The 11,824-nt window shown below is 58.1% G+C and carries 11 protein-coding genes; 3 read left to right on the top strand and 8 right to left on the bottom strand.

The window, feature by feature from the left end; translation table 11 throughout:
• Genes AB3X55_00415 through hpaE form a run of 3 tightly spaced genes read right to left on the bottom strand, consistent with a single transcriptional unit; the run spans position 1 to position 3,420 of the window.
• Positions 1-876 (bottom strand): fumarylacetoacetate hydrolase family protein, encoded by an 876-nt coding sequence (locus AB3X55_00415; protein MEX0502039.1) that lies wholly within the window; start codon positions 874-876, stop codon positions 1-3.
• A gap of 33 nt (positions 877-909) precedes the next feature.
• A complete protein-coding gene (gene hpaD / locus AB3X55_00410; GenBank protein MEX0502038.1) occupies positions 910-1,890 on the bottom strand; it encodes a 3,4-dihydroxyphenylacetate 2,3-dioxygenase in 981 nt (326 codons plus the stop codon).
• A 9-nt stretch (positions 1,891-1,899) separates the two neighbouring features.
• Complete coding sequence (gene hpaE / locus AB3X55_00405) at positions 1,900-3,420, bottom strand: 5-carboxymethyl-2-hydroxymuconate semialdehyde dehydrogenase (GenBank protein MEX0502037.1); 1,521 nt, start codon at positions 3,418-3,420, stop codon at positions 1,900-1,902.
• Between the two features lie 114 nt (positions 3,421-3,534).
• Between hpaE and AB3X55_00400 the strand changes: the two genes are divergently transcribed.
• Both AB3X55_00400 and AB3X55_00395 read left to right on the top strand, forming a co-directional pair.
• Positions 3,535-3,939: a 5-carboxymethyl-2-hydroxymuconate isomerase gene (locus tag AB3X55_00400; protein MEX0502036.1), complete on the top strand. Its 405-nt coding sequence runs from the start codon at positions 3,535-3,537 to the stop codon at positions 3,937-3,939.
• Positions 3,932-4,378 (top strand): MarR family transcriptional regulator, encoded by a 447-nt coding sequence (locus AB3X55_00395; GenBank protein ID MEX0502035.1) that lies wholly within the window; start codon positions 3,932-3,934, stop codon positions 4,376-4,378. Before AB3X55_00400 ends, AB3X55_00395 begins: the two co-directional genes overlap by 8 nt.
• On the opposite strand, the gene AB3X55_00390 is transcribed toward AB3X55_00395, so the two are convergent.
• Together AB3X55_00390 and AB3X55_00385 are read right to left on the bottom strand one after the other, a co-directional pair.
• Positions 4,375-5,388 (bottom strand): NAD-dependent epimerase, encoded by a 1,014-nt coding sequence (locus AB3X55_00390; GenBank protein ID MEX0502034.1) that lies wholly within the window; start codon positions 5,386-5,388, stop codon positions 4,375-4,377. The genes AB3X55_00395 and AB3X55_00390 overlap by 4 nt on opposite strands.
• A 75-nt stretch (positions 5,389-5,463) precedes the next feature.
• Positions 5,464-6,390, bottom strand: coding sequence for an MBL fold metallo-hydrolase (locus tag AB3X55_00385; protein ID MEX0502033.1), 927 nt, complete (start codon positions 6,388-6,390; stop codon positions 5,464-5,466).
• Between the two features lie 180 nt (positions 6,391-6,570).
• Here AB3X55_00385 and pcaF point away from each other — a divergent pair, with 180 nt between their 5' ends.
• The gene (gene pcaF / locus AB3X55_00380) at positions 6,571-7,779 is read left to right on the top strand and encodes a 3-oxoadipyl-CoA thiolase (GenBank protein MEX0502032.1); all 1,209 of its coding nucleotides are present in this window, start codon (positions 6,571-6,573) and stop codon (positions 7,777-7,779) included.
• 21 nt (positions 7,780-7,800) lie between these two features.
• Here pcaF and AB3X55_00375 read toward each other — a convergent pair whose 3' ends face one another.
• The 3 genes from AB3X55_00375 to AB3X55_00365 all read right to left on the bottom strand — a co-directional run bounded on the left by AB3X55_00375 (position 7,801) and on the right by AB3X55_00365 (position 11,719).
• The gene (locus AB3X55_00375) at positions 7,801-8,844 is read right to left on the bottom strand and encodes an LLM class flavin-dependent oxidoreductase (GenBank protein ID MEX0502031.1); all 1,044 of its coding nucleotides are present in this window, start codon (positions 8,842-8,844) and stop codon (positions 7,801-7,803) included.
• Positions 8,845-8,955: 111 nt separating this feature from the next.
• Positions 8,956-10,341, bottom strand: a complete 1,386-nt coding sequence (locus tag AB3X55_00370; protein MEX0502030.1) for an MATE family efflux transporter — start codon at positions 10,339-10,341, stop codon at positions 8,956-8,958.
• Positions 10,342-10,510: 169 nt separating this feature from the next.
• Complete coding sequence (locus tag AB3X55_00365) at positions 10,511-11,719, bottom strand: MFS transporter (GenBank protein MEX0502029.1); 1,209 nt, start codon at positions 11,717-11,719, stop codon at positions 10,511-10,513.
• Between the last annotated feature and the right edge of the window lie 105 nt (positions 11,720-11,824).

The following is an 11,824-nucleotide window of genomic DNA, read 5'->3' as shown; positions in this document are numbered from 1 at the left end:
CTAGACCTCCTCGTCACGCACGCCGTTCCGCAAGGTGCCGAGCCCCTCGGCAGAGATCTCGACAACATCTCCGGGGCGAAGCCATTTTGGCGGATCAAAGCGCGCGCCGGCCCCTGTTGGCGTGCCACAGATCAGCACATCGCCCGGCACCAGCGCGGTAAATGTCGATACATAATTGATGATCCTGGTGAAGCTGAAGATCATGCGGCTGGTCCGGTCCTGCTGGCGCAGCTCGCCATTGACCCGGGTTGTCAGCTCGATGTCGGCCAGCATCTCCGGCCCGGTGAAGGCGTGAAGCGCCGGCCCCATCGCCGCCGACCGGTCCCAGTTCTTGCCCTGTGTGACATTGAACTTGGCATGCCGCACCCAATCCCGGATCGTGCCCTCATTACACAGGGTCACAGCGGCAATATGGTTCCAGGCATCCATTTCCGCGATGCGCCGCCCGCCACGACCGATGACGATGGCAATTTCACCTTCGTAATCAAGCTGTTCAGATTCCGGCGGTCGTACAAGATCATCCCCGTCTCCGACAAATCCAGACGCGAAGCGCACGAAGAGCGACGGGTTCAGCTGTGATGCCTGACCGTCCTTGTATTCCTCGTTGCGATCCGGAAAATTGACCCCGACACAGACAATCTTTCCGGGCCCCACCTGTCCGGGCGCGCATAACGGGGCCAGCAAGGTAACATCATCAAGCGCCAGATCGGCACCGCCTTCGGCGGCAAACAACTCGCCAAGCGCGCCGGCATTGGCGGCTGCGGCAAGACTGTCGAACCGACCGGCGAAGCTGCCCGTAAGATTGATTATGGAGCCGCCATCAAGACGCCCGAACAGGGTCTGGCCCTGATGAATGAAGCTGACTAGCCCTGTCATGAACAACTCTCCTGCCGGTGGTGCCGGATCGGCCTATGGGGCGACAATGGGTTGCGCCTGAAGATCCGGCGCCCTGGTTTCGGCACCGGCAAATCCTGTCCCATGTTCAAACCATGAACGTGGTGCCGGCGCGCCCCACAATGTCTGTCGCTGCGGGTCCTTCAGATCCCAGTGGATCGGTTCATGGTCGGGATCGACTGTCTGATAGTCGGAACAATAGATCTCGGTTCGATGCCCGTCCGGGTCGAGGATATAGAGGAAAAAGGCGTTGGCAATACCGTGTCGGCCAGGTCCACGTTCGATATTGCCGACATAACCTGTTGTCGACATGACATCCAGCAGGTCGATGATATTCATCGGCGTTGGCACCCAGAAGGCGACATGATGCAGGCGTGGCCCGACACCATTGGTAAAGGCAATGTCATGGACACCTCCCTTGCGATGCATCCAGGCGGCCCAGAGCCTGCCGGTCTCCTGATCCTCGGTATATTCGGTGGTCCGGAAACCCATATCGTTATAGAAGGCGACGCTGTCGTCGACATGCGGTGAAAAGCAGTTGAAATGGTCGATCCGCAATGGCTTGACGCCTTTATACAGAGCGTATTGCTGGTGAATGGTCGGCAGGCGATCCATCTCGAAATAGAATTCCAGCGGAATTCCATGCGGATCGCACACGCGCAGGGTGCGCCCCTGAAATGGCCGTTCGACCCATTCGGTGTCATGCCCCTTTGCGGCAAAATACGCCGCCGCACGATCGACATCCTGTTCAGAAAACAGACGGAACGCCAGATAGCTGCATACCGGTGTGCCGCCGCGCCGCAGCACCAGACAATGATGGCCCCGTTCCTCCATCGCCCGCAGACAGATGATCTCGGAATCCTCGTAGCTGACCTGAAGGCCCAGCGTATCGGCATAAAAGGCACGGCTGGCAGCAAGATCACTGACGATCAGTTCGGCATGCGAGACGCGCACAATGTTGAAATCGGGGTAGAGGTTTGGCGCGGGAACCGGCATGGCGCGCTCCTAGAGGCCTAGTTTCGGGACGTTGCGCGGTGCGGTGGCAAAGGCAACATTGCGGGTTTCCATATAGAAATCGAAAGACCAGTCACCGCCGTCACGCCCGATTCCTGATTCCTTGGTGCCGCCAAAGGGGGTTGGCAGATGCCGCACATTCTCTGAATTCACCCAGATCATGCCAGCATCCATGCCATCACTGAACCGCAGCGCGCGCGTGACATCATTTGTCCACAGATACCCTGCCAGACCGTAGGCCACATCGTTGGCAAGGCCAAGTGCCTCTGCCTCGCTGTCAAAGGGGATCGCCGTCAAGACAGGTCCGAAAATTTCCTCGCGGGCAACCCGCATGGACTGGGTGGCACCGGTAAACAAGGTCGGCGCGACATAGCACCCGGCGGCAAGATCACCGTCCACAACCTTTTCACCACCGGCGGCAATGGTCGCCCCCTCGGCGCGCGCCACGTCAAAATAGGACAGCACCTTGGCTTCGTGATCAGGGTGGATCAACGGACCGACCACCGTGTCAGGATCCAGCGGGTGACCAATTTTCAGACGTCGCGCCTTGTCGGCCAGAACAGCCACGAAATCATCATGGACAGACGATTCCACCAATACCCGGCTTGATGAGGTGCAGCGCTCGCCATTCAATGAATAGATCATGAAGGCAGCCGCGTCGGCGGCGCGGTCCAGATCCGCATCGGCAAAGACAACAACCGGATTTTTACCACCAAGCTCGAAATGCACACGTTTCAGTGTATCCGCGCCTTGCCGCATGATCATCTTGCCGGTGGCACTCTCGCCGACAAAGGCAATGGCCTTGATCGCTGGATGTTCGGTCAGCGCACGTCCTGCTTCCTCGCCAATACCGTTCACAAGGTTCCAGACCCCCGGCGGCAAACCGGCATCAGTGGCGATATCCATCAGAATGCGCGCTGTCACCGGAGACAGTTCGGCCGGCTTGTGAACCACCGTACACCCCGCCGCCAGCGCCGGCGCAATCTTCCAGGTCGACAGCATGAAAGGGGTATTCCACGGCGTGATGACTCCAACCGGCCCAATGGGCCGCCGCGAGGTGACATTCAGCTGATTGGCGGCCTGTAGGCTCTGTCCATCGCGGGCATAGGGTGCCTTGTCGGCAAAGAAGCGGAAATTCTCGGCCCCGCGAAGCGCCGCCTTTGACATAAAGCGATGCGCCTGGCCTGTATCCATACATTCCAGAAGCGCAATTTCCTCGGCCCGCGCGACAATTCCATCGGCAATACGATGCAGAATGGCACGCCGCGCCGCGCCATCCATGTCACGCCATGCCGGAAAGGCATCACTTGCCGCCTTGGCCGCGTCGTCGATATCAGCCGCATCTCCTCGCGCAACAGTGGCGATCGGCGCCAGGTCGATCGGAGACACGCTGTTGAATGTCGCACCGGACCTGGCGGCACAGTCCCGACCCGCAATATGATTGAGGATCGGTCTGTCGCGCAAGGACGACATGTACGTCCCGGCCTTCTGCAGATTGTCGGCGAGGGTCATGGAGTCTCCCCAAGATTGACTTTCGGCACAGCTGTGGTTTAATTCACATGTTAAATAAATAATCACGGATTTGACTTGGCAAGTCAATAGCCTCCTCACGACAGGATCTACGACATGGCCCATCTGAGCTTCGAATATTCCGCCAATCTGGATCGCGATCTGGATTTGCAGCGATTTTGTGATCATCTGCGCGACGCAATGACCGGGTCAGGCGTCTTTCCGCTTGGCGGCATAAGGGTTCGCGGCACCCGGGTCGATGTGGCGACAATTGCCAGTGGCGAGGACGACCTTGCCTTTATCGATATGACGCTTCGTATGGGCATGGGGCGCGGTGAGGATGTCAGGATAGCGGTGACCGAAACAATCTATGCGGCGGCAGAGGCCTGGCTGAAGCCACAGATCACTGATCGGCCATTCGCCCTGTCGCTTGAGGTGATGGAGATCGAGTCCCGGTTTTCCGAGAAACGGTTCAACACCATCCACAGCTTTCTGACGGCAAACGAGGCGAAGGGTGACTGACGCGCCGCGCTATGATGATTCGCTGACCATCGCATTGTTGCGGGCACGCGATGCCGTCACCGCGCAGTTCCGCGATCATGTTGGCGAGGCTGGTCTGACGCTCCAGCAATGGCGGGTAATCAGGGCACTTGCCGGCGGCGCGGCGCTCGACACCACAACGCTGGCGAGGCGATGTGTAATCCTGGCACCGTCGCTGACGCGTATCGTGCGCCACCTCGGCGAACTTGGATTGGTTGAGCCGGTGGCGTCACGAGACCGGCGACAGCGGGTGATCAGGCTGACATCGGATGGCGAAGAGCTGTTCACCCGTATCTGGCAGGTATCGCAGCAGAAATACGACGCCATTGAAGAGGCATTCGGCAAGGATGAGCTTCGCCAGCTTGTGGTCAGCCTGAACAAGCTTCGCGCCTGTCTTGATGGCGGGGACCGGCCCGCCTAGTCGTTTCTGCCGTGATAGGCAACATACCAATCGGCAAAGCGCTGAACGCCGTCCCTTACATCGGTATCGGGCGCAAACCCAACCCATTCCGCCAGCTCAGACGTGTCGGCACTTGTCATCGGCACATCACCGGGCTGCATGGGCATCATGTTTTTCTTTGCCTCGATACCCAGCGCCGTTTCCAGCGCGCTGATATAATCCAGCAACGGTACCGGGTTGCCATTTCCAATATTGAAAACCCGAAACGGCGCGTGGGATGAGTGCGGGTCCGGTTCCTTGGCATCAAAGCCGGGATCCGGGGTGGCGATCTTGTCCAGCAGTCGGATCACACCTTCGACAATATCGTCGATATAGGTGAAGTCGCGCACCATCTGGCCGTTGTTATAGACGTCGATAGCCTCGCCCTTGAGCATCGCCCTGGCAAATTTGAACAGCGCCATATCAGGCCGCCCCCACGGTCCATATACCGTGAAGAAGCGAAGACCGGTTGTCGGCAGATCAAACAGATGGCTGTAGGTATGGGCCATCAGCTCATTCGCCTTTTTCGTCGCCGCATAGAGCGAGACAGGGTGATCAACGCTGTGATGCTCGCTGAATGGCATCTGTTCATTGCCGCCATAGACCGAGGATGAACTTGCATAGACAAGATGCTGAACGCCGTTATGCCGACATCCTTCCAGGATATTCATGAACCCGGCCAGATTGGCATCGACATAGGCATGCGGATTTTCAATCGAATAGCGAACACCAGCCTGGGCGGCCAGATGGATCACACGATCAGGTCTTTCGGCGGCAAAAATATCTGCCATGCCCTGTCGATCCTCAACCGAAACCACATGATTGTGGAAATCGGGGTGATCTGCGATCCGGGCAAGTCGGCTTTCCTTCAGCGACACCTCGTAATAATCATTCATGTTGTCGACACCGACGACACTGTCACCGCGCGCCAGCAGCCTTTCGGCACAATGCATGCCGATGAACCCGGCAGCACCTGTTACGAGAACCTTCATGATCCGGACCTTTTCCTGACTTCTGTCACACCCGCTCGGATGTGAATCCTGCCATACACCAACGCCCTTGCGGCGCTACCCTACCATTCCGCCGGGCTTGCCACCATGCCGGAAGGGAATGACCGAAATATTGCGACCGATCTGGATTGTCATCAGATCCTCGGCAACCAGGACCGTGCCGTCAAATTCCGTCGCAAGTTCGGTCATGACCTCATTGACCGAAACCGGATCGGGCTTCAGCAATACAAGATGCGTAAGCATGGCGAGCTTTGGCCGTGTCTTGGCAAACACACGTCCCACCTCGGCCGGTGTGGCGTGATGGTCGATCGCCACCTTCACCGCCGGATGGCTCGCAATCACCTCGGGCCGTGCGGCGGCCACCTCGTGAACGAAAACATCCGCGCCCTGTGCCTGTGCGATCAGATTTTCGTTATAGCGGGTGTCATGGCTGTGAACAAAGACACGCCCCGCATATTCAACCCTGAACCCGTAGGCCGGCCGGATGAATTCGCCGTGATCCACCTCGATGGCGCGGATCACCAGCCCCCCACGGTCATAGACGACACCTTCGGCATATTCATGCGGGATGATCCGCATATGCTCGGGGTCGATTTCATTGTCGGCGACACGGATCGCCCGGTCAGGACCGGTCGCCAGCCAGGCACCATCGGCAATATCGCGGATGCCGGGCGGACCATAGACCTGCAGCGGCGCGTTGCGGCCACCGAATTTCTGCGGAATGGTTCCCGTCATCGCCATATCGAAAAGGCCCGCATAATGGTCGGAATGGTAATGCGAGATGATGATCGTATCGACACACCCGACCCCGAGGCCAATCTGCGACAGGCGAATGGCTGTTCCCCGACCGCAGTCAATCAGAACCCGCTGATCACCGGCCTCGATCAGGGTCGACGTGCCAAAGGCGTTGATCTGAGGGTTGGGAATACCGGTACCCAGAAGCGTGACCTTCAAAAGATCATCCTGTGATGTGCTGTCTGCCATGTTCTTTCCTCAATGTCCGGCACGCAATCGATGGTCCCAACCCAAGACAGCACGCCTGCCCCGGCTGTGCAAGCCCCGTTCACCCGCAAGGGGCAAAGCGGCTTTTTTGGTGGCCTCAAAGGTTTCGTGTCGGTAATCATGCGAAAGCAAAATACGAATCCTGTCCGCAAGGAGTGACCCATGCCCGATGTGTTTGTCTGTGACGCCGTGCGATCGCCAATCGGACGGTTCGGTGGCGGCCTGTCGACGGTGCGGGCGGACGATCTTGCGGCCCACCCCATTGCCGCGCTGAAGGCACGCATGCCCGATCTGGACTGGACGGCAGTGGACGAGGTGATCCTCGGCGCGGCCAACCAGGCTGGCGAGGACAACCGCAATATTGCGCGGATGGCCCTGCTTCTTGCCGGTTTGCCGCCAAGCATTCCGGGCATCACCGTCAACAGATTATGCGCATCCGGCATGGACGCCGTCATTGCCGCATCACGGATGATCAAATCCGGTGAAGGCAGCCTGCTGATTGCCGGTGGTTCGGAAAGCATGAGCCGCGCGCCCTTTGTCATGCCAAAGGCGGACAGCGCCTTTTCCCGGAAAGCCGAAATCCATGACACGACAATCGGCTGGCGCTTTGTAAACCGCCAGATGAAAGCCCTCTATGGTACCGATTCCATGCCGGAGACAGGCGAGAATGTCGCCGAAAGATGGAAGATCAGCCGCGCCGACCAGGACGCATTTGCACTGCGCTCACAACAGAAGGCCGGCATCGCGATGGAAAATGGACGGCTTGCCGCGGAAATTGCGCCGGTGGTCATTCCGCAACGCAAGGGCGATCCGATCACCATCGACAGCGACGAGCATCCGCGCCCACAAACAACGCTGGACCAGCTGGCCAGGCTGCCAACTCCCTTTCGCGAGAACGGCTGCGTGACCGCAGGCAATGCCAGCGGGGTGAATGACGGGGCTGCCGCGCTGATCATCGCCAGCAAAGAGGCCATAAAGCTGCATGGCCTGACTCCACGGGCACGGATCGTTACAGCCGCCGCAGCCGGCGTCGAGCCCGCCGTGATGGGTATCGGGCCTGTGCCGGCGACACAACGCGCGCTGGCGCGGGCCGGGCTGACGATCGCCGATATGGATGTGATCGAGATCAACGAGGCTTTTGCAGCACAGGCGATTGCCTCGCTGCGCGAGCTTGGCATGGCCGATGATGATGATCGGGTCAACCGCAATGGCGGTGCTATTGCTCTCGGCCATCCGCTGGGAATGAGCGGGGCGCGGCTGGTGATGACAGCCACCGAGGAATTGCAGCGCCTTGACGGCGCAACACATGCCCTATGCACCATGTGTGTGGGCGTTGGTCAGGGAAGCGCCATTATCCTGGAAAAATGCTGAGGATGATTTTCTGAATGAGCCTCAGGCGGCCACAATGCCGGAATCTTCATCCCGGGCGAAATGCGGCATCACCTCTTCGGCGAAATACTGGATGGAATCCATTGTTTCGTGCGGATCGCAGCCGAAATTCACATTCATGATCAGCCGGTCGACACCCATTTCGTCATAGACCGACAGCTTGTCGATCATTTCCTGCTTCATACCGATCAGCAGGCTTTTCGCCAGCTGGTCTATAGGCTGGCGTCGTGGCAGCGCCCGCACCACACCATTATCGACAAAGCCGGGTCCACCATAGACGTTTTCGAACCGTCCAAGGAAGGAGTGCGCCATCTGCATACGTTCGCGCTTTTCCATCTCGCTGTGACACATGAAACCGACCCGCAGCAGCGTCAGCGAGGTTTCACCCGACTCGCCAAGCTCGTCCTTGCCACGGTTAAACGCCGCGACCTGATCGCGAAGATAGGCTTCATTGCCCGGCAACGGGGTTGTCTGGACGTGATATCCCTGCCTGGCACAGTGATAGATGGCGTCCGGGTTGACCGCCGCCATCATCATTTGCGGTCCGCCGGGATTCAACGGGCGCGGCATCACGGTGATTGGGCCGAATTTGTAATATTTGCCGTCCCAGGACACTTCTTCCTCGTTCAGCAGCGCGCGCAGAACATCGAGAGACTCGTCAAACCGTTCACGTGTCTCGTGCATCGGAATGCCGAGATTTTCCATCTCATAGGGGAAATTGCCACGGCCAACACCAAGCAGAAGCCGGCCTTCGGTAAAGATATCGGCAACCACGACTTCGCCGGCGAACACCCGCATGTCACGGATTGGCAGGATGGTGATGGCGGTGATGATCTTGATCTGGTCGGTATGCGCCGCGATCTTGACAGCAAATTGCAGCGGGGCCGGCATCATCAGGCAGTTCATCAGATGATGCTCGGTAATTGTAACTGATTCGAACCCAAGCCTGTCGGCAAGCCCGGCCTGTGCAAGCATGTCCTGATAGACACGGTCGCCGCCATATGCCTTATCGGGGTAATCCGCCGATAGCTGAATACTGAATTTCATTAAACCCCCTGACAGGTTCTCCCCAGACCTGTCTACCTAAACCATATACCCAAACGATGATCAGGCCAACCACAAAGGCATTCCAGATCGTCAGACCGATCCAAATAGTGTCTAGGCAGATGGGATCACCTGTTTTGTGCCACGCAGACCGCCAATCGACCCGCGCGCCACATATTCCGCCACGATCAAGGAAATGATCCATCCGGATGTAACAGCCGTCGCAATTCCGAACCAAACACCTATGACTCCAAAATCATAAATCATTACATATACATAAACAAAGAATGCGACACCAAAGGCCTGGCGATACACACCGATCCAGAACGTCCAGATGGGGCGTTTCAGGGCCTGAAGAAACGAATTGATGGCAAACATCATCATGTAGATCGGCAGGATAAATCCATCGACCCGGAGATAGCTGACGCCAATCCTGATCACCTCGGGGTCATCGGTGAAGCTGCGCATCAACAGCGGCGAGGCAAAGAACAGAATCGGACAGGCCACAGCCATGAACATCCAGCCAAACTTCCAGCAGTCGAACAGCGCCTGCCTTACACGGTCATGCTTGCCGGCGCCAAAATTCTGGGCGGCGATTGGCAACAGCGCACCGGTAAGGCCGAAGACCGGCAGCAGGAACAGTTGCTCGACCCGTAGCGCGACACCATAGGCAGCCACCGCGGATGTTCCGAAACTCTTCAGATAGAACTGCACAACAAATCCAGCCGACATCATGACAAACATCGTCATCGCCACCGGCAATGTCTGCCGCATGATCGCCCCGTAGGTCGCAAGATCGGGCCGAAAACAGGATCGTGTGACACCGGTCATCAGATCGGTTTTGAACAGCCGCCAGAATACATAGACCATGATCCCTGTCTGGCTGAGTACCGTCGATACCGCGATACCGTCGAATCCCATGCCGCCCCAAAGACCCGGAATCCCGAAGACCAGCAACGGATTCAGTACAATATTGGCAAAGAAAGCCGCGATCTGGCCACGCTGCATCGACACCGTGTCACCTTGCGATTGCAGCAACCCGTTGACGCCAAAAGCCAGCACGAACCCGGGCAACGATAGAATCAGAACCCGCAGATACCGCGTGCCGGCCTCGCGATAATCGCCCTCGGTCGACACAAGCTTGATCAGCTCAGGTCCGATGAACCAGACAGCTACCATCAGAACAAGGCTGATGGTGATGCCAAAGCCGATACCCCGCGCGGCGATCATGCGCGCCTCATCACCCTGCTTTGCGCCTATGGCATTGCCGACCAGCGCGGTCATCGCCGAGGCGAGGCCAAATCCAAAGGTGATGAACAGGAAAAATGCCTGAAAGGAAATGGCAAGGCCGGCCTGTGCCGCGGTGCCAATCAGACCTGCAAAGAACACATCGACCACATTGTAAAGTGTGGTGAACACCATGCCGATGGCCGCCGGCACGGCAAGCCGCCGGAAATGAAGGGCCAGCGAGCCCTCGGTAAGGTCATGGGTACGCGACATGGAAAGAGCCCTCAGCCATCGCCGGCTTGTCAGAACAGGTCATTCGGATGTGACAATCCGCGGGGCGCGCCAGACTATGCGCCCGGCCACAACAAAAGTCCATCGGTGGCTGGCGCATGTGTCGGCAGCGGCTGGCAGGAACACATGGCTGCTGATGTCGGCTGGCAGACTACTCGGCAGGAATACGATCCATACGCTGGGAGTCAGCCTGAACCGGCAGAATCAACCCGGCCATGACCACAAGCACCGCCAGCCCGCTCATGAGGCTGAAAAGCGCTGCCATTTCATAGCCGGACTGCAGAATGGCACCGCAAATCGGCAATACCGACGCACCGATTGTAAGATTGACCATGAATTTGATGCTCAACACCCGCGCCCGCCAATTATCCGGAACATAGCGGGACAGAATTGTGTCGGTGATCGGGATCTGCCCAAAGACAAAACACATCGCCACCAGCATCGCAAAGAACAGTGCGTAGTCGGTGAACCGGGCCGCCAGCGCGACAAAGACAACCTGCCCGACACCAATCGCGAACAGCACCCATTTTGGCGCGACCCGGTCGATCAGCCAGCCAACCCCGACCTGGGTAAACGAGGCCACCGCATAGACAATCGAGGCCAGCAATCCCGTTATCGCCACCGAGGTCGAGATGTTGGGCAGTGAAATCTCGAAATAGCGCGGCACCACAAATGTCATGGCTCCGAAGATAAACCCGCCGCTTGCCGTTGACAGCAGCATCGCGCCAAGTGCCATCTGCCAGCCCGGCGCAAACCCGGTGGCAAGCTTGCCACCCGCCTTGGCCGCCGGTGACGCCTCGTCACCAAGCGCCATCGTGAAAACGATGCCATAGGCAATGCAGAACAACCCTGAAACAATGAAACACAGCCGCCAGTCGCCAAGGGTCAACAGCAGTCCGATGATCAGCGGCGCCGCTGCCACCCCCATATTCCCGAACACGCCGTTGATCCCCAACCGCAGACCGATCTTGCGATTGCTCTTGATCAGCATGGCGATCCCGACAGGGTGATAGATGGCCGCAAACACGCCGATCAACCCAATCGCCGCACCAAGCTGCCAGACCGTTTGCGACATCCCGGCCAGAACCGCCGCGATACCGATCCCGAAATGATAGACAACCATCATAAGCGAGCGCGAATAACGGTCGGCAAGCTGCGCGGCAACGGGTGCCATGCCCCCAAACAGCACAAAGCCCGCCACCCCATAGACAATGATCTGCTCATAGCTCAGCCCGAAATGCCGGCCGGCATCATAGGCCGCCTTGGCAAAGACAAGCATGATGAAGTGATCAAGAAAATGACTTACGTTCAGATAGATATCTGAAATCGTCTTTGACCTAACGGCGGCGAAAGCTGTCATGGCCATCCCCTTTTGATGATGTCTGAACAACAGGTTCAGGGCAATCCTAGACCCGCGTTGCGCAAAACGCCACCTGTCGCAGATGACACGGCATCGCCAACAGGC

It is taken from the genome of Alphaproteobacteria bacterium LSUCC0719 (assembly GCA_040839025.1).
Taxonomy (GTDB): domain Bacteria; phylum Pseudomonadota; class Alphaproteobacteria; order Puniceispirillales; family Puniceispirillaceae; genus UBA8309.
The sequence above is the reverse complement of the archived record's forward strand: the minus strand, read 5'-3'. Positions and strand labels throughout refer to the sequence as shown.